This window comes from Streptomyces sp. Ru73 (assembly GCF_002920575.1).
In the GTDB taxonomy this organism is placed as follows: domain Bacteria; phylum Actinomycetota; class Actinomycetes; order Streptomycetales; family Streptomycetaceae; genus Streptomyces.
On record NZ_PQSQ01000033.1, the window covers coordinates 23,193 to 49,148 of the forward strand.

Below are 25,956 nucleotides of genomic sequence, written 5' to 3' on the forward strand. Positions count from 1 at the left end.
CGCCGCGCCGCGCCCCGAAGGGCTACGGCGCGGCCGCGTCCACCGCCTTCACGATCCGCTTGTCGGAGACCGGGTACGCCGTGCCCAGCGCGTGCGCGAAGTAGCTCACCCGCAGCTCCTCGATCATCCAGCGGATCTCCAGCGCCTGCTGGGGCACCGGCCGCCCCGCCGGGAACTGCTCCAGCAGCCAGGCGTATTCGTCCTGCATCTCCTTCACCTTCGCCATCCGGGAGCGGTCCCGCTCGGCGTTGGTGGGCATCTGCTGCAGCCGGCGGTCGGCCGCGACCAGGTACCGCATCAGATCCGGCAGCCGCTTGGCGCCGTGCTCGGTGACGAAGCCCGGCTTGATGAGCGCCGACAGCTGCTCCCTGACGTCCTTGACCGAGTCCAGCAGCACCGGCGAGGTGGTGTCCTTCAGCCGCCGCTCGCACGCCTGCCAGGCGGCCAGCACCTCGCGCACCTGCTGGACGGTCTTCATCGTGGCGTCGACCAGGTCGGTCCTGACCGCGTCGAAGAGCTTCCGGAAGCCCTCCTCGTCCCAGGCCGGGCCGCCGTGCGCGGCGATCAGCCGGTCGGCCGCCGCGGTCACGCAGTCGTCGAAGAGCGATTGAATTGAGCCATGCGGATTGCTGGACAGCGCCAGCTTCTGCTGATTGGTGAGCTTGCTCTGCGCGAACTTGGCCGGGTTGGACGGGATGTTGAGCAGGATGAGGCGGCGGGTGCCGGCCCACATCGCGCTCTTCTGCTCCGCCTCGGTGTCGAAGAGCCGTACGGCGACCGAGGAGCCCTCGTCCACCAGTGCCGGGTACGCCTTGAGCGGCTGGCCGGCCCGCCGGGTCTCGAAGGTGTGCGGCAGCGTGCCGAGGGTCCAGGAGGTCAGGCCGGTGCGCTGCTCCATGCCGGCGGGGGCCGGGCCGCCCCGGCCGCCGTCCTTGCCGGCCCCGCCGGACCGCTGCCCGCCCTGTTTCTGCGCGGCCTGCTCGAACGCCTTGGAGATCGCGGCCTGCGTCTTGGGCTTGAGCTTCAGCCGCAGCGCCTCGAGGTCCTTGGCCTCGGCGAGCTTGCGCCGCCGCTCGTCGACCACCCGGAAGGTGATCTTCAGGTGGTCCGGCACCTTGGACCAGTCAAAATCAGCCGCGTCGACGGGCACGCCGACCATCCGCTGCAGCCCCGCCGCCAGCGACGCCGTCAGCGGGCCCTGCAGGGGCACCGTTTCGTCCAGGAAGCGCGCCGCGAAGTTCGGCGCCGGCACGTAGTTGCGCCGGATCGGCTTGGGCAGCGACCGGATCAGCTCGGTGACCAACTGCTCGCGCAGGCCCGGGATCTGCCAGTCGAAGCCCTCGGCGGACACCTGGTTGAGGACCTGGAGCGGGATGTGGACGGTCACGCCGTCCGCGTCGGCGCCCGGCTCGAACTGGTACGTGACCCGGAACTTCAGCTTCCCCTGCCGCCAGGAGTCCGGGTAGTCGTCCTTGGTGACGGCCTCGGCGGTCTCGTTGATGAGCATCGAGTGCTCGAAGTTGAGGAGTTCGGGCTCCTCCTTGCGCTTCTTCTTCCACCAGGAGTCGAAGTGCGCACCGGATACGACGTGTTCGGGGATGCGCTGGTCGTAGAAGTCGAAGAGGGTCTCGTCGTCCACGAGGATGTCGCGGCGCCGGGCCCGGTGCTCCAGCTCCTCGACCTCGCCCAGCAGCTTGCGGTTGTCGTGGAAGAACTGGTGGTGGGTCCGCCAGTCGCCCTCGACCAGCGCGTTGCGGATGAACAGGTCGCGGGAGGTCTCCGGATCGATCCGGCCGTAGTTGACCTTGCGCTGGGCCACGATCGGCACGCCGTAGAGCGTGACCCGCTCGTACGCCATGACCGCGGCCATCTTCTGTTCCCAGTGCGGCTCGCTGTACGTCCGCTTCACCAGGTGCTGGGCGAGCGGCTCGACCCACTCTGGCTCGATCTTCGCGTTCACCCGCGCCCACAGGCGGGACGTTTCGACCAGCTCCGCCGACATGATCCAGCGCGGCGGCTTCTTGAAGAGCGCCGAGCCGGGGAAGACCGCGAACTTGGCGCTGCGGGCGCCCAGATACTCGTTCTTGGCGTCCGTGTCCTTCAGTCCGATATGCGAGAGCAAACCGGCGAGCAGGGACGTGTGGATGTGCTCCGGTGCCGCGTCCTGCTCGGAGAGGTGGATGCCCATCGTCTTGGCGACCGTACGCAGCTGCGTATAGATGTCCTGCCACTCGCGTATCCGCAGGTAGTTCAGGAACTCATTGCGGCACATCCGGCGGAACGCCGACGAGGACAGCGCCTTCTGCTGCTCCCTGATGTACCGCCAGAGGTTCAGGTACGCCAGGAAGTCGCTGGTCTCGTCCTTGAAGCGGGCGTGCTGCTGGTCGGCCTGCTGCTGCTTGTCGGCGGGCCGCTCGCGCGGGTCCTGGATGGACAGCCCCGCGGCGATGACCATGACTTCGCGTACGCAGCCGTTGCGGTCGGCCTCCAGGACCATCCGCGCGAGCCGCGGGTCCACCGGCAGCTGGGAGAGCTTGCGGCCCGTCTGCGTGAGCCGCTTCTTCGGGTCCTTCTGCTTCGGGTCGATCGCGCCCAGCTCCTCCAGGAGCTGCACGCCGTCCTTGATGTTGCGGCGGTCCGGCGGGTCGATGAAAGGAAACTTCTCGATGTCGCCGAGGCCGGCCGCGGTCATCTGCAGGATGACCGACGCGAGGTTGGTCCGCAGGATCTCCGCGTCGGTGAACTCCGGCCGGGACTCGAAGTCCTCCTCGGAGTACAGCCGGATGCAGATGCCGTCGCTGAGCCGGCCGCAGCGGCCCTTGCGCTGGTTGGCGCTGGCCTGCGAGATCGGCTCGATCGGCAGCCGCTGGACCTTCGTGCGGTAGCTGTAGCGCGAGATGCGGGCCATGCCGGTGTCGATGACGTACCGGATGCCGGGGACCGTCAGCGAGGTCTCCGCGACGTTCGTCGCGAGGACGATCCGCCGGCCCGAATGGCGCTGGAAGACGCGGTGCTGCTCGGCGTGCGACAGGCGCGCGTACAACGGCAGTACCTCGGTCTCGCGCGCCAGTGCGCCGCCCCGGTTCAGCCGTTTGGTGAGCGCGTCAGCGGTGTCCCGGATCTCGCGCTCGCCGGAGAGGAAGACCAGGATGTCGCCGGGCCCCTCGGCCTGCAGCTCGTCCACGGCCTCGCAGATGGCGCTGATCTGGTCGCGGTCCGCGTCCTCGGAGCCCTCCTCCAGCAGCGGGCGGTACCGCACCTCCACCGGATACGTACGCCCGCTGACCTCGATGATCGGGGCGTCCCCGAAGTGCCGCGAGAAGCGCTCGGGATCGATCGTGGCCGAGGTGATGACGACCTTGAGGTCCGGCCGCTTCGGCAGCAGCTGGGCGAGGTAGCCGAGCAGGAAGTCGATGTTGAGGCTGCGCTCGTGCGCCTCGTCGATGATGATCGTGTCGTACTGGCGCAGCTCGCGGTCCGTCTGGATCTCGGCGAGCAGGATGCCGTCCGTCATCAGCTTGACCAGCGTGTCGCCGCCGACCTGGTCGGTGAAGCGGACCTTCCAGCCGACCGCCTCGCCCAGCGGGGTCCTCAGCTCTTCGGCGACCCGCTCCGCGACCGTGCGGGCGGCGATCCGGCGCGGCTGGGTGTGGCCGATCAGGCCCTTCACCCCGCGGCCCAGCTCCAGGCAGATCTTCGGGATCTGCGTCGTCTTGCCGGAGCCGGTCTCACCGGCGACGATCACGACCTGGTGGTCGCGTATCGCCTCCAGGATGTCGTCCTTCTTCTGGCTGACCGGCAGCTGCTCGGGATAGGTGATCTCCGGAACGGCGGCCCGGCGCTGCGCGACGCGGAGCTCGGCTTCCTCGATGCCCTCGGCGATCTCGGCGAGTACGGCCGCACGCGCCTCGGGCTTGCGGATCCGGCGCGCGCCGTCGAGACGGCGGCCGAGGCGCTGCTGGTCACGCAGCATCAGCTCGGGCAGCTGCGCCAGGAGTGCGGGCAGGGCGGGGGCACCCTCGGGCGTGGCGCCCCTGGGCGCGGCGGAGGCAGGCTGACTGGACATACGCGATCCAGGATCTCACCTCGCGGAAAAGACTGGCGAACGAATTGCGGCCGCACGGCCCCGGGAGGGCCGGGCCCGGCCGGATCCGGGCGTTCCCCGGGCCGTCGGCGCGGGACGCTGAGAATGTCCGGGATGGGTGCTTTAGCGTTGTTCGTATGTCCGATGATCACGACGCCGCGCCCGCCGACCGTGAGGGGCCCGCCGACGGTGAACCCGCCGGTCGTGAGGCGCCCGCCGACCGTGAGGCGCCCGCCGCGAGTGGCGGGCCTGCCGGCCACGAGGTGCCCGCCGACCGTGAGGCGCACGGCACACCCCGCGTACCCGGCACACCCGGTGCGCCCCACGCCCACGGCGCGCACGCCCGGCACCGGACCGCGGCCGAGAAGTGGGTGGCCTTCAAGAAGTCGCCGTTCCTGCCCGCGACCGTCCTGATCTTCATCCTCGCCGCTGCCGCCGGCCTCTTCGCGGGCTCGTACACCTTCTCCATGGCCAACCCGACCCCGCACCGCATCCCCACCGCGCTCGTCGGCTCCCCCGACGGCCGCGGCAAGGCGTTCGTCCAGGGCATGGAGAAGGCCCTGAACGCGTCGCTGGAGCTGCACGAGTACCGGACGTACGACGAGGCCCGCGAGGCGATCGACGAGCAGCGGGCGTTCACCGTCATCAGCGTGACCGGCTCGGGCGTACGGATGGACCTCTCCAGCGCCTCGGGCGCCACGGTGGGCCAGCTGCTCCAGCAGACGGCGCCGCAGGTCGGCAAGAAGACCGGCGTACCCGTCACGATCAAGGACATCAAGCCGCTGCAGCAGGGCGACCCGCGCGGCCTGGCGATCTTCTACGTCTCGCTCGCCGCGGTGATCGTCGGCTTCGTCGGCGCGATCCAGCTCAGCGTGCACGCCCGCGCGCTCAACCCGGCCGAGCGGATCGCGTACACCCTCGCCTACAGCCTGCTCGGCGGATTCACCATCGCGGCGGTGGTGGACTGGCTGCTGGGCGCGCTGACCCTGCCCTTCGTGCAGTCCTGGCTGATCCTGGCGTTCACGATGTTCACGAGCGGCATGGTCTTCACGATGTTCAACACCCTGCTCGGCCGCTGGGCGATGGTGCCGACCTGGGGACTGATGGTGCTGCTGGGCAACCCCTCGTCCGGCGGCGCGGTCTCCTGGCCGCTGCTGCCGTCCGTCCTCGGCCACATCGGCCGGTGGCTGCCCCCGGGCGCGTCGGTGAACGCCCAGCACACCGCCGTCTACTTCCCCGGCCACCAGCACGTCTTCCCGTACCTGGTGCTGGCCGGCTGGTCCCTGCTGTCCTGCGCGGTCTTCTGGACCTGGCGCCACCGCCACCCGGGCGGCCGCCCCACGGGCCCGTCCCACGCGGCGGACTGACACCGCACCGACACCCGCACCGGGCCGCGCGCACGGGGGCCGCCCGGATGAGGCATGCCCGCGTACCGCGTCATCCGCCGTGGCTGTCCGCTCTCGCCCGGCCTGTGCCCGGCGCGCTCCCCGGTACGTTCCGCTGCCCGTCGGCGTCGGGCTCGCTGTCGAGCGTCCCCAGGGTTTCGGCCGTCACCCTCAAGTACTCGCCATAGGGGGTTCCCAGTGCGTCCATGGCTTCCTGGAAGGCGGACTGCTGAGCTGAGTGATCCCCACCTGACAGACACTCCTCGTGCCAGGACTTGAGCCTTTCGAAAGCCTGGTTGGCGGCGCGGCGCAGGTCCTTGGCTTCGAGCACCACCTTGCGCGGACCCCAGAGCCGCAGGTCGAAGACCGCTATCTGCAAATCCGTGACGGTGCGGTCCGCGACCGGCAACCGTTCGGCGGCCAGTGCGGTGTGCCCGCCTCTAAGGGCGTCCGCGCAGGCTCGAAGGCTGTGCAGAACCTCGACGTACATGTGGTTGGTGTGGATGTAGGCCTGCCGGCGCTGCTCCCGGATCCATTGCCGGTGCTCCGCTTCGGACTGTCCCTCGACCTGCGTCCGGGCGGCCTCCACGGCTTTGTGTGCGCCGAGCCGAGCCCCCCGGAGGCCGGCAAGGGCGCCGGCCAGAGCACCGACAGTGCCGGCCAACCCGGCCACCACGGCTGCCACACCCTGATCCATGGCCTCATGATCTCGGACACTGGCCGCCGGTACATGGTCTTTTCGCACGAGCGCATACGAGAACGCCCCCTCCGGAATGACCCGGAGGGGGCGAATGCCCTGATAGGGCGGCTGTGGCTGGGGCCGGGGTCGAACCGGCGACCTTCCGCTTTTCAGGCGGACGCTCGTACCAACTGAGCTACCCAGCCACGCAGCCTCGAAAGGCTGCAGCGGTCCTGACGGGATTTGAACCCGCGGCCTCCACCTTGACAGGGTGGCGAGCACTCCAAACTGCTCCACAGGACCAAGCTTTGTGCGAGCACTAGTCTCGCACAGGGTGTTGCGTGCCCCCAACGGGATTCGAACCCGTGCTACCGCCTTGAAAGGGCGGCGTCCTGGGCCACTAGACGATGAGGGCTGATGGCCCACCTGGGCGCTTTGTCGGCGCCGTCGGGGACGTGAGAAGCATATGGGATGGGGGGACGGTTCGCCAAAACGGTTTACGAGGAGGGGCTCGGTGAGCCCTTCGACGGCGTGCCCGACGGGGTGGCGCCGGGCCGGTTGTCGGCCGGGAGATGGCGGCTGACCTCGGCCTTCGACAGGCCCAGCCCGCCCAGCGTGATCTCGTCCCAGGCCTGCAGGCGGCGCGTCTTCCGGTCCAGGTAGAGCACCGAGGCCTGCACCTGTTCGGGTGTCGCGCCCTCGACCGCGCGCAGTCCGCCGCCGCCCGTGGAGCCCTCGACCATCAGCCGGGTGCCCTTCGGCAGCACCCGCGTGTCGCGGTGGTGGACGTGGCCCGCGAGCACCAGCGGGACCAGCCCGTCGGTCTCGGAGGCGGCGACCGGGTTGTGCGCCAGGGCGATGTCCGCCGGCGTACGGGCCCGGGCGAGCGTGCGCAGCGACTCGGCCAGGCGCCGGCCCGAGGCGCGCTCCGCCTTGTCGCCGGACGCGGCCACCGAGCGGTCCGGCGTGAACTGCGGGTCGCCGATGCCCGCGATCCGCAGCCCGCCGGCCCGCACGGAGGTGCCCTCGTCCACGACCTTCACGTTCTTCAGCTTCTTGCCCCGCGCGAGGTACTTCTGCGTCTTCATCGAGTCGTGGTTGCCGCGGACCCAGACGTACGGGGCGCCGAGCTTGCCGATGGGGTCCAGGAAGCGGTTCTCGGCGGCCGTGCCGTGGTCCATGGTGTCGCCGGTGTCGATGATCACGTCGATGTCGTACTGCTGCACCAGGGACCTGATGATCTGCCAGGCGGCCGGGTTCAGGTGGATGTCGGAGACGTGCAGGACGCGGACGGTGGTGGGGTCCGGCTGGTACGCGGGCAGCGTGGAGGTCGCGTCGTAGAGCTTGGTGACGTTGGTGACCAGGCGGGCCAGCTCCTTCTGGTAGACGTCGAACTCGCTCACGATGGAGCGGGCGTTGCCGACCACGGAGGGCGCGGAGGACAGCAGCCCGGAGAAGCGCGGCTCCAGTACGGACTTGGGGTTCCAGGTGGCGTACGCGAGGCCGCCGGACGCGGCGAGCAGCACGAGCGCGAGGCCGCCGGCGGCGAGCGCGCGGCGCGGTCTGCGGTAGACGACGAGGCCCAGCGCCGTCGCCCCGGAGACCACCGCGACGCAGGACCGGAAGGCCAGGTCGGCGGTGCCGCGCTCGACGTCCCGGGTGACCTCGGCCTGCAGCCCGGAGAAGCGCTCGGGATGGTCGACCAGGGCCTGGGCGCGCGCCGGGTCCAGCTGGTCCACGTCCACGTCGAGCCGTATCGGCGCGTGGTGGCTCCGCAGCTCCAGGGCGCCCAGCGGGGACACGTTGATCTTCGTGCCGCCGCTGAGGGACGGGCGCAGCGCCATGGTCGTGTCCACGGGGCCGACGGGCGTGCGGATGCTGCCGACTATCAGCAGGCCGAGCCAGGCGCCGAGGAGCGTCACGCAGATCAGCCCCAGCGTGCGGGCGTACGGGTGCGGCGGGTGCGTCAGCGTGGAGGTGGGGGCCTGTCGGTGGGCGCGGTAGTGCCGCAGGACGGCGGCGGGGGCGCTCCGGACGCGGTCGTACGCGGTGCGGAGCAGCCGGAGCACGGAGGAGCCGGGGGACGGCCCCCCGGACGGCGCGGTGCGGGCCATTGTGCCCATATGCCCGGGCGCGGGGCCCGTTATGCCGGGGGATGCGGCATACGTGGGTGACGGCGCGGATCTCCGGGCGTGCGGGTGGTCGTGTGCCGGAGCGTGTGCGGTGCCGGTGTGCTGGGCGTGCGCGGTGTCGGTGCGCTGGGCGTGTGCGGTGCCCGTGTGCCGGGCGTGCGCCGCGGTGGGGTGCCGGAGTGCGCGCGGGTGGGGCAGAAAGACGGGCGCGGCGGGGGGGGCGGGGTGCGCGCGGGGCGCAGTAAGGAGGCGGGCGCGGGGCGGCGTGCGCACGGGTCCCGGCGGCCCCTGGCGGCCGCGTTCGGTGTGAGGGCGGGCCCCGCGCGGTCCCGTGACCCACAATGGGCGCGTGCTGGAGATGACGCGCGAGGAGTTCGAGGAACTGGTCGGCGAGGCGCTCGACCGGATCCCGCCGGAGCTGACCCGTCTGATGGACAACGTCGCCGTGTTCGTCGAGGACGAGCCCCCGGCGGACGACCCCGAGCTGCTCGGGCTCTACGAGGGGACGCCGCTGACCGAGCGCGGCGAGTGGTACGCGGGCGTGCTGCCGGACCGCATCACGATCTACCGGGGCCCGACGCTGCGGATGTGCGACACCCGGGAGGACGTGGTCGCCGAGACCGAGGTCACGGTCGTGCACGAGATCGCCCACCACTTCGGCATCGACGACGCCCGGCTGCACGCCCTCGGGTACGGCTGAGGGGCACTACGGGGGCCACGTGAGGGGCACTACGGGGGCCACGTGAGGGGCACTACGGGGCGCCACGCGCCGCCCGCCCCGGTACGCGCGTTCGGCCGCACCTTCGTGCGCGCCGAGCCGCACCTCGGTAGCGGACTCTCCGCCCGCACCGGTGCGGAGGGCGCGGGGCGCTCCGGGCGCGGGGGCGGGCGCCCCCGGGCCCCCGCCCGGGCGTGTCCTCCGGCGGGCGGTGGGAGTTGGGCAGTGCACCTGTCCCGCGTGTCCGCTCCGGAACCGGAGGTCCCGCCCGTGCCCCGCCCGCTCCCCGTCAGCCGTCCGCCCCGGTCCGCCGCGCCGCTGCCGCCCTCGGTCTCGACCGCCTCGTCGCCCGCTTCCACCGACGCCTCCGCCTCGCCCCGTACGGCGGCGCGCACCGCCCGTTCCCTGGCCCGTACGGCTGCCGCGGCCGCCGTGGCCTCCGCCTTCGCGATGTCGCTGACCGGCTGCATGAGCGTCAGCGACCACCCGCCGAAGCCCAGGCCCTCCGGGCCGGCCGGCCACCACGGCAGCGACGCGCAGCCGGACGGCGGCTCGGCCCAGGCGCCCGACGGCGGGCCGCGCCGGATGGGCCGGTCCGCCGGCCCCATGGCCGACGAGGACCCCGCGGTGCCCACGGACCGCGCGAAGCCGTCGGCCGACGGGAAGCGCACCCCCGGGGTCACGGAGGGCAGCAGGAAGCCGCGCGCCGGCCGTACCGGCTCGGAGAGCCCCACGCAGGGCAGCCCGTCCCGCCCGGCCCCGCCGCGGCCCACCGGTTACCCGAAGCCCACCCCCACCCCCTCCCGTACGACCGAGGCGCCGGACCCGACGCCCACCCCGAGCCAGGACCCGCCGCCGAGCAGCCCCGAGCAGACCGGGTCGCAGTCCGGCTCGCCGGCGTCGGCCGGACCGGCGAGCGGCGGCACCCAGTAGGCGGCCACCGGCCGGCCCGGTGGGGGCCGGGGGCTCAGCAGACGGCCGGCGGCCCGGCAGGGCAGCTGGAGGGGTTCAGCAGACGGCCGGAGGGCGGCTCGGCAGGGCAGCTGGAGGGTTCCAGCAGACGACCGCAAGGGCCCAGCATGGCGGCCGGAGGGCGGCTCGGCAGGGGCGCTGATCGGCCTTTGAGCGGCGAAAACCGGACGACCGGCGGTGCCGGGAGCGTCAGGGCGGCACCGCATTTGCCTCGAGGGGGATCGGGTGCGTATGGTGGTAGATCGTTTGATCCCATTTGCCCGGCGCCCACCGGATCCCCTTCACCGAAGAGGACGAAGCGCGCCGCGTGGCGCGTTCTCTCCTTGCCGTGGCTGACCGCATAGAGGCGGTCTTTTGTGAAACAACACGGAGTTTGGGCGCGTGCCGAGACTCCGGAAGGTTTCGCATTTCGCATGTCCATTTCCACTGACCAGTCCGCCCTGCCCGCACACGACGAGCAGGCGCCCCTCACCGACGACCAGGCCGTGAGCCAGGACGTCGCCGCCGAGGCCGTCGCCGACGAGCCGCAGGCCGCCGAAGAGCCGCAGATCACCTTCGCGGACCTCGGCCTGGACGAGAAGATCGTCCGCAAGCTGGCGCAGAACGGCGTCACCACCCCGTTCCCGATCCAGGCGGCGACCATCCCGGACGCCATCGCCGGACGCGACATCCTCGGCCGTGGCCGCACCGGCTCCGGCAAGACGCTCTCCTTCGGCCTGCCGCTGCTGACCCGCCTGGCCGGCGGCCGCACCGAGAAGAAGCGTCCCCGCGGCGTCATCCTCACCCCGACCCGTGAGCTCGCCATGCAGGTGAGCGACGCGCTGCAGCCGTACGGCGACGTCCTCGGCCTGAAGCTGAAGGTCGTCTGCGGCGGCACCTCCATGGGCAACCAGATCTACGCCCTGGAGCGCGGCGTCGACATCCTCGTCGCCACCCCGGGCCGGCTGCGCGACATCATCAACCGCGGCGCCTGCTCGCTGGACGAGGTCGAGGTCGCCGTCCTGGACGAGGCCGACCAGATGGCCGACCTGGGCTTCCTGCCCGAGGTCACCGAGCTGCTGGACCTGGTCCCCACCGGCGGCCAGCGCATGCTCTTCTCCGCGACCATGGAGAACGAGATCGGCACCCTGGTCAAGCGCTACCTGAACAACCCGGTCAGCCACGAGGTCGACGCGGCCCAGGGCGCGGTCACGACCATGACCCACCACGTGCTGGTCGTGAAGCCGAAGGACAAGGCGCCGGTCACGGCCGCCATCGCCGCCCGCAAGGGCCGCACCATCATCTTCGTCCGCACGCAGCTGGGCGCCGACCGCGTCGCCGAGCAGCTGTGCGACGCGGGCGTCCGCGCCGACGCGCTGCACGGCGGCATGACCCAGGGCGCGCGCACCCGTACGCTCGCCGACTTCAAGGACGGTTACGTCAACGTCCTGGTCGCCACCGACGTCGCCGCGCGCGGCATCCACGTCGACGGCATCGACCTGGTCCTGAACGTGGACCCGGCCGGCGACCACAAGGACTACCTGCACCGTTCCGGCCGCACCGCCCGTGCGGGCCAGTCCGGCACGGTCGTGTCGCTGGCCCTGCCGCACCAGCGCCGGCAGATCTTCCGCCTCATGGAGGACGCGGGCGTGGACGCCTCGCGCCACATCGTGGGCGGCGCCGGACAGTTCGACGAGGACGTGGCCCGCATCACCGGCGCCCGCTCGCTGACCGAGGTGCAGGCCGAGTCGGCCGCGAACTCCGCCAAGCAGGCCGAGCGCGAGGTCGCCGAGCTGACCCGCGAGCTGGAGCGGCTGCAGCGCCGCGCCGCCGAGCTGCGCGAGGACGCCGACCGGCTGACCGCCAAGGCCGCGCGCGAGCGGGGCGAGGACCCGGAGGCCGCGGTACAGGCCAAGGCAGAGGCGGAGGCCGCCGAGGCGGAGAGCGCCGCGGAGCCCGAGGTGTCGCTGCCGGCCCAGACCGCGCGCACCGCCGACGCGGACGACACGCAGCGCCGCTCCACGTACCGCGACGAGCGGGGCAACTACGAGCGCCGTGACCGCCGGGACGACCGCGGCGGCCGTTCCTTCGAGCGCCGCGACGACCGCGGTGACCGTGGCGGTTTCAACCGTGACCGTCGCGACGACCGTGGTGGCCGTTCCTTCGACCGGAACGACCGTGGTGACCGGGGCGACCGTGGCGGTTTCAACCGTGACCGCCGGGACGACCGTGGTGGCCGTTCCTTCGAGCGCCGCGACGACCGTGGTGACCGCGGTGACCGCGGTGGCTTCAACCGCGACCGCCGGGACGACCGTGGTGGCCGTTCCTTCGACCGGAACGACCGTGGTGACCGGGGCGACCGTGGCGGCTTCAACCGCGACCGTCGCGACGACCGTGGTGGCCGTTCCTTCGACCGCAACGACCGCGGCTTCAGCCGTGACCGCCGTGACGACCGCGGCGGCCGCCCCTTCGAGCGCCGGGACCACCGTGGCGGCGACCGTCCGTACAACCGCGACCGCCGCGAGGACCGCTTCGGCCGCGACAACGACCGTCGCCCGCACGGCCGCCGGGACGACCACCGCGGCGGCAACGCCGGCGGCCGGTCCTTCGACCGCCGTGCGGACAAGCCGCGCTGGAAGCGCAACGGCTGACCCGGGCGCGGCGCCCGGCGCCGCAACGCCCGTACGCGGCTGAGCCGTCGGCCGTCGGAACCGTGCTGAGCTGCCCGTACGCAGCAGGCAGACCGGTGGGCCCGTCCCTTCTGGGGCGGGCCCACCGGCCGTTCGCACCGGCCGGCGCACGACCGCTCCGGGCCACTTCGACCCCGCCGAGTGACAATGCCTTCCAGCTGTGGCACGAGCGCGGGCTATGCTGCTCGGTGCGGGCCATTAGCTCAATTGGCAGAGCAGTGGACTTTTAATCCATTGGTTCAGGGTTCGAGCCCCTGATGGCCCACCGCAGAAGAACGGGGGAGACCCCGCCGGCCTGCTGCGCGGCGTCCCCGTCGGCTTGGCCGGCGGGGACGCCGCGCGTTTGTGGCCGGGTCAGGGAGACGGCGCAGCGGCGTGGCGGAGGGCCTGGGCGATGCCGGTGTCCAGGTCGGTGGCGCAGCCGGCCTCGAAGGCGTGCCGGTAGGCGTCCTCGCCGAGGGCTTCACGGGTCCGGCGTTCGCAGGTCTGGCGGGCGGCCACCACCGCGGGGACGCCCGCCTGCGGCCGGCCGAGCGTCTCCCACAGCTGCGTGGCCAGACCGAGCAGCCAGGCGGCCTCCGTGTTCTGGCCCGTGGCGGTGGCGGCGCAGGCCAGCGCTTCCAGGGCCATGCCGGTGCCCACGCCGTCGCGCAGTCGGCGCTTGACCAGCAGTGCGGCCCGGGCGTGCTCCTGGGCCTCCTCGAACCGGCCCAGCGCCAGCTCGGCCTGGGCGCGGACGAAGTCGCCCCAGGCGCGCATGCTGCGCTCGCCGCTGCGGTCGCAGGCGGCGCTCAGCTCGTCCAGCCAGGCGATGGCTTCCTCGAAGCGGCCGGCGGTGACGAGCGAGTGGGTGCCGAAGACCAGGGCCGCAAGGGGGAGCAAGGTGAGCGGCCGCTCGCGCCAGTCCGTGGCGAGCAGGGCCTCGGCCCGGGGCACCACCTGTTCCGGATCGCCGCGCAGTACCCATACCCGCAGCTCGGTTGCGGCCGCGTAACTCCGCTCGGTGTCGCCGAAGTGCGCGGCCAGGGCGGTGCACTCGGCGGCCCGTTCCTCGAGCGCTGTCAGATCGCCGAGGTAGACCAGCACCGGACCGCTGACGTACAGGGCCTTCACCCGGGTCGCGGAGGGAGCGGTGTCGGCGGCCAGAGCCTGGTCCAGGTAGTGCCGGCCCTCTTTGACGAACCCGCAGCCGTACCAGAAGAACCACAGCGCCGCGGCCATCTCCAGCGCGAGATGGCCCTCGGCACGGCCCTCGGCTTCGGCCAGGCTGTACTCCAGCGCCGTGCGGAGGTTGTCGTGCTCGGCGGTCATCCGGTCGAACCAGGCGAACTGGTCGGGCCCGATCCAGGCGGCGTCGCCCCGGCGGGCCAGGGCCAGGTAGTGATCCCGGTGGCGGCGGCGCAGTGCGTCCTCCTCACCGAGGTCGCGCAGCCAGTGCGCCCCGTACTCCCGGAGGGTGTCCAGCATCCGGTAGCGCTCGCCGCCCCCGGTGGGCTGCCAGATCAGGATCGACTTCTCCGTCAGCGTGCCCAGTACGGCCGGGCTCTCCCAGGCCGGGAGGTGGTCGTCGGCGCAGACCTGCCGGGCCGTCTCGGCGTCGAAGCTGCCGGCGAAGACCGACAGCCGGGCCCACAGGAGCCGTTCGGCGGGGGTGCACAGCTGGTGGCTCCAGCCGATGGCCGTGCGCAGGGCCTGGTGCCAGGGAGGTTCGGCGTCGGAGGTGATGCCGTCGGTGTCGCCCAGGACGGCGAAGCGGTCGTCCAGCCGGGCGGTCAGTTCCCGTACAGGCAGGTCGCGCAGGCGGGCCGCGGCCAGCTCGATCGCCAGCGGCAGCCCGTCCAGCCGCCGGCACAGCCGTACCAGCTCCGCGTGGTCGTCCTCGGTGACCGTGAAACCGGGCACCGCCTCCTGCGCGCGCAGGGTCAGCAGGACCACCGCGTCCGCCGTACTCGCCCGCGCGTCGCCGTCCTCGGGTACGGGCAGCGGATCGATGGTGAGGATGCGTTCGCCCACGACGTCCAGGACGCGGCGGCTGGTGGCCAGGATGCGCAGGCCCGGCGCGGCCCGCAGCAGCGCCTCGGTGACCAGCGCGCAGGCGTCGGTGAGGTGCTCGCAGGTGTCCAGCACCAGCAGCAGCTCCCGCTCGGCCAGGTACTCCGCCAGCACGTCGATCATCGGGCGGGTGGTCTGGTCGGCCAGCGGCAGCGCCTCGGCGATGGTGTGCGCCAGCAGGACGCCCTGGCGCAGCGGCGAGAGCTCCACCAGCCACGCCCCGTCGCGGAAGCGGGGCTGGAGGGCTGCGGCGGCGTCCAGCGCCACCCGGGTCTTGCCCACCCCGCCGACCCCGGTGAGCGTCACCAGCCGGGCCGGCGCCGCGCCCGGAGCGCCCTCGAAGATCCGGCCGATCTCCGCCACTTCAGCGCGGCGGTCGACCATCTCCGTCCGCGGTGCGGTCAGGTTGCCCACCCGCCGCTCTTCGCCCGGCTCCCCGCCCCGCCAGCTGTTCGCCGCCACAACGATTGCCTCCTCGGGCCGGGCCCAGGCCCGTTGTGTGTGCTGAGGACGGCAGCCTGCACCAGGTGCGCCGCGTGGCGCGACGGCTGACGGCAAACCGCCCGTATGTGCCGCACGGCGGATCGTGGCGGATCGCAAGAGGTCGTGGAGGGTCGGGCGGCGGCCCCTTCGGCGCGCGATCTTGAGCACCCGGCCGGGCCGAAGGTGCGAGGGGAAACGCTCTCCCGGTCGGGTGGGAACGGGCATCGGCGGCGGCTCGTGCGGTCACGCCCCGGACGGCGTTTGTCATGGCCGCTTCCTGATTGCGATCATGAACCGGCGAACGACTGGGCCGCCCGGCCGCCGGGGAAGTACCGGGGCTCCCGGCGGCGGGACTCGGAGAGTGCACGAATGACGGGGCGCAGCCCGCGACCGCAGGACAGTCCGGAAGCGGCAGCACTGAGGACGACGGGGGCGCCGGCCGCATGAAGATCGAGCTGAAGCCCGATCAGATACCCCAGTTCACCGGCGATCTGACGCAGCTGGACAAGGACCACGCGGCGCTGAAGGCGGACGCCGGGCACCTCCGCGGTACGGGCTCGGACGTGCACTCCCACTTCCAGGGGCTGTCGGCGTACTACAAGGCGCCGGAGGCGGAGAAGCTGTTCGCCTCGACCAAGCCGGTCAAGGACCGTGCCGACGCCTTCGCCGGTGACCTGGAGACGGTCGCCTCGGCGCTGTCCGCGTACGCCGACGAGATCCGCCCGCTGGTGCCGAAGCTCGCCAGGCTGAAGACCGAGGCACAGGACTTCATCCGGGACCACAAGGACGACGAGGACGGCGACTACGACGGCGACCTGATCGCCGAGCACAACCGCATCCTCAACGACATCACCGCCACCGTCGCCGCCTTCTGGGCCGCCGAGCGCACCTGCCACAACAAGATCACCGCGCTGTGGGGCGGCACGCAGATGGTGGCCGGGGACGGCTCGGGCAAGGAGAACCAGTACGGCTTCTCCGCCGACGACATGGAGAAGTCCAAGGAACTCCCGTGGGGCGAGCCGGTGGAGGAGAAGCACCACTGGTGGGAGATCGGTTACTGGCTGAAGTCCTTCTTCTGGGACGGCCTGATCGTCGACGGGATCTGGGGCACGATCAAGGGGCTGGGCACGCTGCTCGGCTTCAACGGCTGGGAGGCCGCCGGCCGGGCGTGGAAGGGCCTGGGGCAGCTGATCACCGGCCTGGCGATCAGCGTCGTACCGGGTGTGAACGTGGCCTTCTGGTCGCAGCCGGACGACCAGCTGCCGTCCTGGCTGCGGGACTCGCGTACGGCGATGAAGGAGACCGGCAAGGCGCTGGTCGCCTGGGACCAGTGGGGCGAGAACCCGGGGCGGGCGGCCGGTGCGGTCACCTTCAACGTGCTCACCACGGTCTTCACCGGCGGCGCGGGGGCCGCGGCGGCGGGTGCCGGCCGGGCGGGCGCGGTGGCCAGGGCGCTGTCCGCGGCGGGCCGGGCCGGCCGGCTCATCGACCCCATGACGTACGTGGGCAGGGCGGCCGGGGCCGGCCTGTCCCGGATCGGCGACGCCGTCCGGGGTCTGCGGGGCGCCGGCCGGGTGGAGGTGCCGGACCTGGCGGCGGACGCGGCACGGCTGCCGGACGACGCCACCCGGCTGCCGACCGGGCCCGGCGAGCCGGTCCGGTACTTCGACGGCGAGGGCCGGCTGCTGGACGCGCACGGCAACGTCCTCCACGAGGCGGCCGACGCACCCAGGGAGCGCGTACCGGACGTCCGCCCGGCCTCGGCGGACGCCGTGCCGGAGGCCGCGCCCCCGGCCCGTGAGCCCGCACTCGTCGGCGCGGGCACCCACGCGGCCGACGCCACCCCGCCCGCCGGGGGCGGCCACACCCCGCCCCCGGCCGACGGCTTCGTGGGCGACGGGACGCGGGCCCCTGAGGGCGGCGCGGGGTCGCCGCACGAGGGCGGTGCGGGGGCGCCGCACGAAGGTGGCGCGGAGTCGCCGCACGACGGTGCTGCGGGGGCGGCACACGAGGGTGCTGCGGGGGCGTCGCATGAGGGCAGCGTGGGGTCGCCGCACGAAGGTGACGGCGCGCGGCCGCACGAAGGCGGTGCGGGGTCGCCGCACGAGGGCGATGCCGTGCGGCCCCACGAGGGCGGTGCCGGGGAGCCGCACGAAGGTGACGCGCCGCCGCATGGCCATGGGGGCGGGCCCGACGGGGACGGCCGTCCGGCCGACGGTGCTGACGGCACGGACGGTGCGTCCGGGGGCGATGCCGGAGCGTCGGAGCCGGGTGGGCTGCCGCCGAAGGGGACCGGGGGCGACGACCCCGAGGTCATCCGGCAGGACGACGACTTCGGCGCCACGCACAACACCTTCGGACTGCGGAAATCCCGCTTCGACCCGGACATCGGCATCGTCCCGGCCAAGCCCGACGGCACCATCACCCCCCTGGAGCACGTCCTGGGCGGCGCCAACAAGGACGCCAAGGAGGCCAGCCAGTTCACGTCGTTCGCCCCGCGGGACGGCACCGGCAAGGTGTACGGCGCGCACGAAGTGAGCGTCGACTACCGGCGCCTTCAGGCGGACATCGACGCCGGACGGGTACGGGACGTGGAGATCTGGCGCCCCGAGCGGATCCAGCAGGACATCGCCGGGGAGATCAACAAGGCCGCCGGCAAGGAGGTCGACGTACCGGCCGACCTGAAGCCCTCCGACACCGACGCGGTGACCCGGTTCGTGAAGGAGCTGGGCCTCAGCAAGAGCAAGACCAGCAAGGTGCAGAGGCGCGTGATGGCGCTCCTCAATACGCGCCGTGATGGAGAATGGCTGATCAGCGGCATCGTGCCCAAGGAGTACGTCAAGGGGCCCTACCCCACCGCCCGGACGTGAGGCCATGCCCGCCCCGCGCACGGCCGCAGCACCCGAGAGCAGTACAGGAGCAGAGCACCGAATGGCCGACAGCACGCGTTCCGGGGAGCCCGGCGAGCGGATCGTGAGGCTCCTCTTCACCGACTTCGACGGTGACCGCGCCGACCCCGACGACGTCATCAGCGACGGACTCGACGGCGGCTACGCGGACCGCACCGAAGCCCTGACCGAGGTGCTGGGCGACCGGAACGAAGGACCGTACGAGCGCTTCCTCGCCTGCCTCGCGCTGACCAGGTGGGGCGACGCGGCCGGCTATGCGGCCGTCGCCGGAGCGGCGGCGGCCCCGGAGGCGGTGGACTGGCGCGGGGCCTCGTACGACAGGCTGCACGCCCAGGACGACACCTTCGGGCTGCTGGCCGAGGCGGTGGGCGAGAGCGCCGACATGGTCGACGAGCGCGGCACACGGGACGAGCGGGTGCGCGCCGCGCAGGCGCTGCTGGCCGTCGCCGACCGCGTCCAGTTCGACCGGCGGGTCAGCGCCCTGCTCCGCGCCGACCTGATGGCCGCGTGCCTGCCCGCCTTGCGGGACGCGGTGGACCGCGGCGTCCGGCGGCTCGCGGAGCGCGAGCGGCTCGGTTTCGACCTCGGGCTGCAGCTGGCCCTGATGATCGCCGCGGCCCGCGCCTACGACGCGCCGTGGGCCGCCGACGCCGAGGCGCGCCTGACGGCGGCCGAACCGGGCGAGCGCGCCCTGCGGGAACTGCGGTAACGCGCACCGCGGTAACAGGGTGACTGCGGCAGCGCGCACCGCAGGAATTGAGGTGACTGCGGGGCGCGTGAAGCATGCGCCCGGCGCGCGGCCATGGGCATGTGCTCGGTGCGCGGCCATGGGCATGTGCTCGGTGCGCGGCCGTGGGCATGTGTCCGGCGCGCGGCCGTGGGGCTGCGCGGTGCGGGCCCCGGACCTGAAGGCGACCCGTTCGCGATGCGTGCCGCGCCCGGGGATGACCCGTCCGGCCCCCGACCGGTCGCCGTGCCGCGTCCCGGCGGACACCCTGGGACGGCGGTGCTGACGGGCGCGTGAACAGGCACGGGAAGCGGCGCGGGAAAGAGGCCGGTACGGATGGGGCGAGGCGGGACGGGCATGCCGGGAGAGCGGGAACGGCAGGCCCGGCGGGACGGGCTGCCGCGGTTCGGCCGCCGGCTGGTCTGCTGGCTGCCCGGCGTGTTCCTGGTCGGCGGCCTCGCCTTCGACCTGCTGACCCCGACGCAGTACACCGCGGCGCCCTTCTTCTCGGCGGCTCCGCTGGTGGCCGCTCCGCTGTACTCCCTGCGCCTCACCGCCCTGACCGCCGGTCTGTCCGTACTGGCCGAGCTCGGGGTGGTCGCCTTCCACGGCCGGAACGGCGGCTACGCGTCGTACACCGAGGCGGTGACCGTCCTGGTCGTCGCCGTCCTCGCGCTCGCCATCAACCGGGTCGTACGGATGAGCGATGCCCGGCTCGCCTCCGTGCGGGACGTGGCGGAGGCGGCCCAGCGGGCCGTGCTGCCGCTGCCGCCGGACCGCATCAGCGGCCTGGACGTGGCGGCGCGGTACGAAGCGGCGCAGGCGGACGCCCGTATCGGGGGCGATCTGTACGCCGTGCAGGACACCCCGCACGGCGTACGGCTGATCGTCGGCGACGTACGGGGCAAGGGCCTGGAGGCGGTGGAGGCCGCCGTGATCGTCATCGGTGCCTTCCGGGAGGCCGCCGAGCAGGAGTCCACGCTGGAGGCGGTCGCCGGACGGCTGGAACGGGCGCTGCAGCGCGAGGGCAGCCGGCGGGAGGGGCTGGACCAGTTCGAGGGGTTCACCACGGCCGTGCTCGCCGAGGTGCCGTCCGAGGAGCGCGGGGTGCTGCGGGTGCTGAACCGCGGCCATCCGGCGCCGCTGCTGCTGTGCGCGGACGGCACGCTGCACACGCTGGAGCCGCGCACCCCGGCGCTGCCGCTCGGGATGAGCGAGGTCGCGGGCTGGCCGGACCGGGCGGACGAGTCCCCGTTCCCGCCCGGCGCGACGCTGCTGCTGTTCACCGACGGGGTGACCGAGGCGCGGAACACCGCCGGCGCGTTCTACGAGCCGGCCGTCCGGCTCACCGGGCGGACGTTCACCGGCCCCGACGCGCTCCTGGACGCCCTCGTGGACGACGTCGCGCGGCACACGGGAGGCAACACGGCGGACGACATGGCCCTCCTGGCACTCCGCAGACCGGAGGGCTGAGGCCGCGGCCCCGCCTGATGGGCGCGCCCCGGCTCAGTACTCCCGTGGCCCCGAGACCTGCCGCCCGGCCTCCCTCTGTCTCTGCCCCCGCTCCCGCTCCCCCCCCCGCTCTTGCTACTGCTCCTGGTCCCGCCCCCGGGGCTCCGCCAGCCACTCCACGCTGCGCCCGCGCCGCCCCGTGAAGGCCACCGGCCGGCCGTCGACGGCGAGGGTGAGCCGGTACGGATCGGCGGGCCGCGGTCCCGGCAGCCACGGCAGTACGTCGTGGTGCTCCAGGGAGACCCAGTGCCCGGGCCGGTCCGCCAGCAGCGACCGCACGACCCGTACGAACTCCTCCCGCCGCTCCAGAGGAAGGCGGCCCAGCGCATCGGTGTGGAAGACGACCAGCGTCGCCTCGCGCGGCGCCCGTGCGGCCAGTGCCGGGAGCTCGTCCAGCAGGTCGCCGCGTACGAGGGAGGCCGGTGGCGCTCCGCGCACGGCCTCGAGGGCCGATCCAACGCCCGGTCCGACCCCCGGTCCGCCGCCCGCCCCGGCGCCCGGTCCGACACCGCCTTCGGCACCCGTACCGCTTCCGGCATCCGTACCGCTTCCGGCCTCCGGCCAGTCCAGGGCCCGGAGCCAGCGGACGTCGTCCGGATCGGCCGCGTCCAGGGGGTCGGGCCCGATCCCGGCCCGCCAGACGATCCGCGGCGGCGCCGCCGGCACCGGCGTGCCCGGGGACGTACGGCACGGAAGGACCACCGGGCTGCCCGGGCCACCGGTCTCGGGCCCGCCGTCGTACCGGTAGCGGTACCGGTCCGGGTACAGGCACAGCCCGGCCGACGCGCCGGCCTCCAGGAGCGCGAGCGGCTGGGGGAGACCGGCGAGGAGCGGGAGGAGCGCGGCGCACCGCGCGGGCTCGTCGTATTCGGCGGACCGCCGCGTCAGGACGTCGCGTACGTCGTCCCAGTGCCGGATGGTCCACTCGCGCCAGGTGCGGTACGCGAAGTCGCCGCGCGGCCCCTGTGCGGCGTGCGGGCCGTCGAGGTAGCGGACGGCGGCGAGCAGGAGGCCGGGCTGCCGCTTGTCGCCGGGCGGCAGCGAGGCGCCGAGGAAGTCGCAGAACTCCGGGTCCCGACTGATCCGGGCGGTCAGCTCCTCATGGGCGTCCGACTCGCCCCGGGCCTGCTGCCACGAGAAGTCCGCGTACCGATCCGCCACTGCCTGCGCGCTGTTGACGACCATGATCAGACGCTACTGCTCTCACTGTCCGTAATTGCTACGCACCCCTCCGCATAACAACTGACAAACGATCAGCCCGGTACGGGTTTCCGATGCTCGGTCAACTCGCCCGTATTTGCCCACGGGTGGACGCATAAGTCCTGGTCAAAGCGCGTACGGATTCCGGGGAACGCTTGGAATCCGGCCGCCCCGTCTATTACTGTCCGATAACGCAGCGCGGTCGTTTCAGCCGTCGCAAGTGGCGGCACCGCGCGCCGACGCCGAATCCCAACAGCGCACTTCAGTACCGCACCACCTGCCAAGGGAACCGGGGAACCACCACCTTGGGGTGAATCGGGCGACTCCTCGGAGCCGCCCGTAGGAGACCTTCCTGCTCCGAACCCGTCAGCTAACCCGGTAGGCGAGAAGGAAGGAAAGGAGTGCGCCCTCGTGGCGTCCAACAAGCCTGCCCCCGACCCGTCCCGCCGGACCGCGTACGAGCCCTTTACGGCGCCCGAGCCCCGCACGGCGCGAGAACCCCTCACGACCCACGAGGGCGCGGCCTACGACCCGTACGCCTACGCGGGCCACGAGGCGCCCGGCACGCACGCCGATGCGTCGTTCACCGGTACCGCGCCCCGCGCCGCCGCCCCGTTCCCCACCGTTTCCACCGCTTCGGACACCGCGAGCTTCGCTGCCGTGTCCGACACCGCGTCGTTCCCCGCTGTGTCCGAGACCGCGTCGTTCCCGGCCGTGTCCGACACGGCCGTCTTTCCCGCCGCGGGCGGTGCCGGGGCCGGTGATGCCGACACGTTCCACGGCGGCGGCCTTCCGCACGCGGACCTCTCCCACGGCGGCGCCGCGCACGCCGGCATCGCCCAAGCCGGCCGCGCGCACGAGGGCCTGAGCGACGGTCAGGACGACGGACCGTGGGAGGAGTGGAACCCCACGGAGGAGTCCGTACGCCCGGTGCGCGGCCGGCACCGCGTGGCCAAGCAGCGCGGCGGACTCGCCCGCAGCAGCACGGTCCTGGGCGTCGGCGTGATGGCGGCGGTCGGCGCGGGCGGCATCGCCACCGCGCAGGGCAAGCCGCAGGTCTCCATATCCATGCCCGACCTGGGCGGCATGGCCGAGCACGTGTCCGAGAAGCTCCCGGCGGCCGAATCCCTGCCGGGCATCGGCGAGCTGGTCTCCCACGACTCCGCCGACGCGGCGGACGCGCAGGGCGGACCGCTCACCCGGGCCGCCGGCGCCGAGCAGGCCCAGGGCGGGGGCGAGGCACTCCGCGCCCGCATCCTGGAACAGGCCGAGCAGGCCCAGCACTCCGCCGACCAGGAGGCCGGCGAGGCGGCCGAACGGGCCGCCGTGGCACGGGCGGAGAAGGCCGCGGCCGAGCGCCGGGAGCAGGCCGAGACCGACAAGAAGAAGGCCGAAGCCAAGGCCAAGGCCGAGGCCGAGGAGGCCGCGCGCAAGAAGGCGGCGGCCGAGCGCGCCGCCAAGCTCGCCGAACTGGCCAAGAGTTACACCCTGCCCGTCTCCTCCTTCACCCTCACCGCCACCTTCGGGCAGGCCGGCGACCGCTGGGCCGCCGACCACACCGGCCTGGACTTCGCCGCCCCGACGGGCACCCCGGCCAAGGCCGTGCACAGCGGCACGATCACACAGGCCGGCTGGGCGGGTTCGTACGGCTACCGCATCGTCGTCACGCTCGACGACGGCACCGAGCTCTGGTACTGCCACCTCTCCTCGATGGTGAAGACCTCGGGCAAGGTGAACACCGGCGACGTCATCGGCCGGGTCGGCGCCACGGGCAACGTCACGGGCCCCCACCTCCACCTGGAGGTCCGCCCCAGCCCGGACTCCCCGATCGACCCGATGCCCTGGCTCCGCGATCACGGCCTGAAGGTCTGAGTTCGGCCGATCCGCCGCCCGCGGGCTTCCGGCCGCCCGCCCCGGGCACTTGTCTGCCGTTGCCGCCGCCTCGTGCGCCCCGGCCCCTGCGGGGGCGCACACAGCAGGAGGGGAGAGGCGGTGGCCGACGGCCGGGTCTCCGCGTGCACGGGCCGCCGGCCCTCCGTACGCGGACCCGCACACTCCGGCGGCCCCGATGCCCCACACATCGGGGCCGTCGGCCTTTCATGTGGCTGGGGAAGGGGCATTCGCGCCCTACGAGAGGCAGGGGGCGGTCCGCCCGCGCAGAATGGAAGACCCCGTCACCGCACTCGGGGCGGCCCCGCCATCGTGCCCGGGGCGGTACGGCCATCGCGCCTGGGCGGCACGGCCCCGGCGCCGAGCGAAGGACGGCCCCGTGGAGTGGACCCTCGAAGTCATCACCGTCCCCGTCACCGACCTGGACCGCGCGAAGGCGTTCTACGCGGAGCGGTGCGGCTTCACGGTCGACGTCGACGCAAAGGTCCGCGAGGGCGTACGGATCATCCAGCTGACCCCGCCCGGCTCCCGCTGCTCGATCGCGCTCATCCAGGGCATGCCCGCCGCTCCCGGCCAGGCCGGCATGGCGCCGGGCGCGCTCCAGGGCCTCCAGCTGTGCGTGGTGGACATCGAGGCGGCCCGCGCCGAACTGCTCGGGCGCGGCGTCGACGTCGGCCCCGTCCAGCACCTCGGCGCGGACGGCTGGACCGAGGGCCGCGGCGAGACCTGGAACTCGTTCCTGTTCTTCAAGGACCCCGACGGCAACGGCTGGACGGTCCAGGAGGCCCCGGCCCCACTGAGCGCCCGTTAGCAACCACCAGCGCCTGCTGACAACCACCAGCGCCTGCTCACGACCACCAGCGCCTGCTCACGACCACCAGCGACCGCTAGCGACTACTAGCGACCGCTCACGGCCACCATCGCCCCATGGCGACCGTACTGGCCAGGGCGCGGATGGCGCGGCTGGCGCGGATCCGTCCTCCGTTGACCCACCCGGGTGGGGCACGCAACGGAAACGGAATATCTCCCCGACCCCGCCCGCTGAACGACAACATGGCCACTTCTACACCCGCATCCGCGCCCGGTCCGGTGCCCGCCTCCAAGCCGCTCGGCTCGCTGTCCGTCTCCCCGCTGTCGCTCGGCGGCAACGTCTTCGGCTGGACCGCCGACACGACGACGTCGTTCGAGGTCCTGGACGCGTTCACCGCGGCCGGCGGCAACTTCGTCGACACCGCCGACGCGTACTCCTTCTTCGCGCCCGGCAACAAGGGCGGCGAATCCGAGGCGATCATCGGCGACTGGCACACCGCCCGCGGCCGCCGCTCCGACCTGGTCATCGCCACGAAGGTCGGCGCCCTCCCCGAGCGCAAGGGCCTGTCCGCCGCCACCATCAAGGCGGCCGTCGACGAGTCCCTGACCCGCCTCCGCACGGACTACATCGACCTCTACTACACCCACTACGACGACGAGTCGGTCGAGGTCTCCGAGATCATCTCCACCCTCGACGAGCTGGTGAAGGCCGGCAAGGTCCGCGAGATCGGCGCCTCCAACATCTCCCCGGAACGCCTCCGGGAGTCCCTGGAGTTCTCCGACCGCGAGGGGCTGGCCAAGTACGTCGCCGTCCAGCCGCACTACAACCTCGTCTCCCGCGACACGTACGAGGGCCCGCTGCGCGACGTCGCCGCCCAGCACGGTCTGGGCGCCATGCCGTACTACGGCCTCGCCTCCGGCTTCCTGACCGGCAAGTACCGCCCGGGCACGGACGTGGAGAGCGCCCGCTCCGGCAAGGCCGCCGAACACCTCGCCACCGAGCGCGGCCGCCGCGTCCTCGCCGCCCTCGACGAGGTCGCCGAACGCCACGGCGCCGAGCAGGCCACCGTCGCCCTCGCCTGGCTCGCCGCCCAGCCCACGGTCACGGCCCCCATCGCCAGCGCCCGCACCGTCGCCCAGCTCCCGGCCCTCATGGCCCTCTCGACCCTCCGCCTCACCAAGGAGGACGTCTCCCAGCTGACGGAGGCCTCGGAGTAACCCGCGACCTGGCACGCACTCGCGCCACACACCGAGGGCGGCCGCGTACAAACCGTACGCAGCCGCCCTCGACGCGTTCCCGCCCCTGCGGCCCCCTCTCCTGAGGTTCTGGCCTCTGGGATTCTGGCTCCCCGAGGTGCCGGCCCTCCGGGCCCCCTCCCCTGAGGTTCTGGCCTCTGGGGTCACTTCCGGTCGACGGCCAGCCAGGACGCCGCCGCCACGGCCCCGGCCACGGCGAACACCGAAGGCCACGCGCCCACCTTCTTCGCCAGCGGATGCGACCCGGCGAAGGCCGCCACGTACAGCCCGCTCAGCGCGGCCGCCGTACCGTTCCCGCCCTTCCGCTGCCACTCCCGAGCGGCCACGGCCCCGGCCGCCGCCAGCGCCACGCCCCCGAGCGGCCGCTTCTTCGTCCACCGAGCCACGCCGTACCCCCCGACCAGCCCACCAGCCGCCACCACACTCGCCGGAACCCGAGCCATCACGACAACCTCCACATCATGGGACCTTTCGGCC

16 protein-coding genes, 4 tRNA genes and 1 riboswitch are annotated in these 25,956 nt (G+C 73.1%); of the genes, 11 read left to right on the forward strand and 9 right to left on the reverse strand.

Annotation, left to right across the window (positions count from 1 at the left end; translation table 11 throughout):
* Positions 1–22 precede the first annotated feature (22 nt).
* Positions 23–4,066 (reverse strand): ATP-dependent RNA helicase HrpA, encoded by a 4,044-nt coding sequence (gene hrpA / locus C3486_RS16740; RefSeq protein WP_103833503.1) that lies wholly within the window; start codon positions 4,064–4,066, stop codon positions 23–25.
* 155 nt (positions 4,067–4,221) lie between these two features.
* Between hrpA and C3486_RS16745 the strand changes: the two genes are divergently transcribed.
* Positions 4,222–5,451, forward strand: a complete 1,230-nt coding sequence (locus C3486_RS16745; RefSeq protein WP_258052817.1) for an ABC transporter permease — start codon at positions 4,222–4,224, stop codon at positions 5,449–5,451.
* Between the two features lie 70 nt (positions 5,452–5,521).
* On the opposite strand, the gene C3486_RS16750 is transcribed toward C3486_RS16745, so the two are convergent.
* The 5 genes from C3486_RS16750 to C3486_RS16770 all read right to left on the reverse strand — a co-directional run bounded on the left by C3486_RS16750 (position 5,522) and on the right by C3486_RS16770 (position 8,262).
* The gene (locus C3486_RS16750) at positions 5,522–6,166 is read right to left on the reverse strand and encodes a hypothetical protein (protein ID WP_103833504.1); all 645 of its coding nucleotides are present in this window, start codon (positions 6,164–6,166) and stop codon (positions 5,522–5,524) included.
* 114 nt (positions 6,167–6,280) lie between these two features.
* A tRNA-Phe gene (locus C3486_RS16755) sits at positions 6,281–6,354 on the reverse strand.
* A gap of 22 nt (positions 6,355–6,376) precedes the next feature.
* A tRNA-Asp gene (locus tag C3486_RS16760) sits at positions 6,377–6,451 on the reverse strand.
* A gap of 39 nt (positions 6,452–6,490) precedes the next feature.
* Positions 6,491–6,563 (reverse strand) — tRNA-Glu (locus C3486_RS16765).
* An 82-nt stretch (positions 6,564–6,645) separates the two neighbouring features.
* Positions 6,646–8,262, reverse strand: a complete 1,617-nt coding sequence (locus tag C3486_RS16770) for a metallophosphoesterase (protein WP_103833505.1) — start codon at positions 8,260–8,262, stop codon at positions 6,646–6,648.
* Between the two features lie 367 nt (positions 8,263–8,629).
* Between C3486_RS16770 and C3486_RS16775 the strand changes: the two genes are divergently transcribed.
* The 4 genes from C3486_RS16775 to C3486_RS16790 all read left to right on the forward strand — a co-directional run bounded on the left by C3486_RS16775 (position 8,630) and on the right by C3486_RS16790 (position 12,904).
* The gene (locus tag C3486_RS16775; protein ID WP_103833506.1) at positions 8,630–8,980 is read left to right on the forward strand and encodes a metallopeptidase family protein; all 351 of its coding nucleotides are present in this window, start codon (positions 8,630–8,632) and stop codon (positions 8,978–8,980) included.
* A gap of 288 nt (positions 8,981–9,268) precedes the next feature.
* Positions 9,269–9,931 carry a hypothetical protein gene (locus C3486_RS16780; RefSeq protein WP_146075007.1) on the forward strand — a complete coding sequence of 221 codons (663 nt, stop codon included), beginning with the start codon at positions 9,269–9,271 and terminating at the stop codon, positions 9,929–9,931.
* A 452-nt stretch (positions 9,932–10,383) separates the two neighbouring features.
* The gene (locus tag C3486_RS16785; RefSeq protein WP_103833508.1) at positions 10,384–12,600 is read left to right on the forward strand and encodes a DEAD/DEAH box helicase; all 2,217 of its coding nucleotides are present in this window, start codon (positions 10,384–10,386) and stop codon (positions 12,598–12,600) included.
* Between the two features lie 231 nt (positions 12,601–12,831).
* A tRNA-Lys gene (locus C3486_RS16790) sits at positions 12,832–12,904 on the forward strand.
* A gap of 89 nt (positions 12,905–12,993) precedes the next feature.
* Here the strand turns inward: C3486_RS16790 and C3486_RS16795 are convergent.
* Positions 12,994–15,153: a LuxR family transcriptional regulator gene (locus C3486_RS16795; RefSeq protein WP_103833509.1), complete on the reverse strand. Its 2,160-nt coding sequence runs from the start codon at positions 15,151–15,153 to the stop codon at positions 12,994–12,996.
* Between the two features lie 464 nt (positions 15,154–15,617).
* On the opposite strand from C3486_RS16795, the gene C3486_RS38035 reads away from it, so the two are divergent.
* The 3 genes from C3486_RS38035 (at position 15,618) to C3486_RS16810 (ending at position 20,283) form a co-directional block, all read left to right on the forward strand.
* Positions 15,618–18,044 (forward strand): hypothetical protein, encoded by a 2,427-nt coding sequence (locus C3486_RS38035; protein ID WP_258052818.1) that lies wholly within the window; start codon positions 15,618–15,620, stop codon positions 18,042–18,044.
* A gap of 61 nt (positions 18,045–18,105) precedes the next feature.
* On the forward strand, positions 18,106–18,792 hold the full coding sequence (locus C3486_RS16805) for a hypothetical protein (RefSeq protein WP_103833510.1): 687 nt from the start codon (positions 18,106–18,108) through the stop codon (positions 18,790–18,792).
* A gap of 375 nt (positions 18,793–19,167) precedes the next feature.
* A complete protein-coding gene (locus tag C3486_RS16810) occupies positions 19,168–20,283 on the forward strand; it encodes a PP2C family protein-serine/threonine phosphatase (protein ID WP_258052819.1) in 1,116 nt (371 codons plus the stop codon).
* Between the two features lie 114 nt (positions 20,284–20,397).
* Here C3486_RS16810 and C3486_RS16815 read toward each other — a convergent pair whose 3' ends face one another.
* On the reverse strand, positions 20,398–21,507 hold the full coding sequence (locus C3486_RS16815; RefSeq protein WP_103833512.1) for a DUF2332 family protein: 1,110 nt from the start codon (positions 21,505–21,507) through the stop codon (positions 20,398–20,400).
* A 245-nt stretch (positions 21,508–21,752) separates the two neighbouring features.
* Positions 21,753–21,922, forward strand: a riboswitch (cyclic di-AMP (ydaO/yuaA leader).
* Positions 21,923–22,356: 434 nt separating this feature from the next.
* Here C3486_RS16815 and C3486_RS16820 point away from each other — a divergent pair.
* The 3 genes from C3486_RS16820 to C3486_RS16830 all read left to right on the forward strand — a co-directional run bounded on the left by C3486_RS16820 (position 22,357) and on the right by C3486_RS16830 (position 25,440).
* The gene (locus C3486_RS16820; RefSeq protein WP_374936880.1) at positions 22,357–23,394 is read left to right on the forward strand and encodes a M23 family metallopeptidase; all 1,038 of its coding nucleotides are present in this window, start codon (positions 22,357–22,359) and stop codon (positions 23,392–23,394) included.
* A gap of 397 nt (positions 23,395–23,791) precedes the next feature.
* On the forward strand, positions 23,792–24,223 hold the full coding sequence (locus C3486_RS16825) for a VOC family protein (RefSeq protein ID WP_103833513.1): 432 nt from the start codon (positions 23,792–23,794) through the stop codon (positions 24,221–24,223).
* 242 nt (positions 24,224–24,465) lie between these two features.
* On the forward strand, positions 24,466–25,440 hold the full coding sequence (locus C3486_RS16830; RefSeq protein WP_103833514.1) for an aldo/keto reductase: 975 nt from the start codon (positions 24,466–24,468) through the stop codon (positions 25,438–25,440).
* A 182-nt stretch (positions 25,441–25,622) separates the two neighbouring features.
* Here the strand turns inward: C3486_RS16830 and C3486_RS16835 are convergent, their stop codons facing one another.
* On the reverse strand, positions 25,623–25,922 hold the full coding sequence (locus tag C3486_RS16835) for a hypothetical protein (protein WP_181138578.1): 300 nt from the start codon (positions 25,920–25,922) through the stop codon (positions 25,623–25,625).
* Positions 25,923–25,956: the final 34 nt, after the last annotated feature.

What these genes read in the sequence shown, in the direction of transcription:
- C3486_RS16805 (WP_103833510.1), top strand. Translation starts at nt 18,106, where the DNA reads ATGGCCGACAGCACGCGTTCCGGGGAGCCCGGCGAGCGGATCGTGAGG.
- C3486_RS16835 (WP_181138578.1), bottom strand. Translation starts at nt 25,922, where the DNA reads ATGGCTCGGGTTCCGGCGAGTGTGGTGGCGGCTGGTGGGCTGGTCGGG.
- C3486_RS16750 (WP_103833504.1), bottom strand. Translation starts at nt 6,166, where the DNA reads ATGGATCAGGGTGTGGCAGCCGTGGTGGCCGGGTTGGCCGGCACTGTC.
- C3486_RS16830 (WP_103833514.1), top strand. Translation starts at nt 24,466, where the DNA reads ATGGCCACTTCTACACCCGCATCCGCGCCCGGTCCGGTGCCCGCCTCC.
- C3486_RS16745 (WP_258052817.1), top strand. Translation starts at nt 4,222, where the DNA reads ATGTCCGATGATCACGACGCCGCGCCCGCCGACCGTGAGGGGCCCGCC.
- C3486_RS38035 (WP_258052818.1), top strand. Translation starts at nt 15,618, where the DNA reads ATGAAGATCGAGCTGAAGCCCGATCAGATACCCCAGTTCACCGGCGAT.
- C3486_RS16785 (WP_103833508.1), top strand. Translation starts at nt 10,384, where the DNA reads ATGTCCATTTCCACTGACCAGTCCGCCCTGCCCGCACACGACGAGCAG.
- C3486_RS16770 (WP_103833505.1), bottom strand. Translation starts at nt 8,262, where the DNA reads ATGGCCCGCACCGCGCCGTCCGGGGGGCCGTCCCCCGGCTCCTCCGTG.
- C3486_RS16810 (WP_258052819.1), top strand. Translation starts at nt 19,168, where the DNA reads ATGCCGGGAGAGCGGGAACGGCAGGCCCGGCGGGACGGGCTGCCGCGG.
- C3486_RS16815 (WP_103833512.1), bottom strand. Translation starts at nt 21,507, where the DNA reads ATGGTCGTCAACAGCGCGCAGGCAGTGGCGGATCGGTACGCGGACTTC.
- hrpA (WP_103833503.1), bottom strand. Translation starts at nt 4,066, where the DNA reads ATGTCCAGTCAGCCTGCCTCCGCCGCGCCCAGGGGCGCCACGCCCGAG.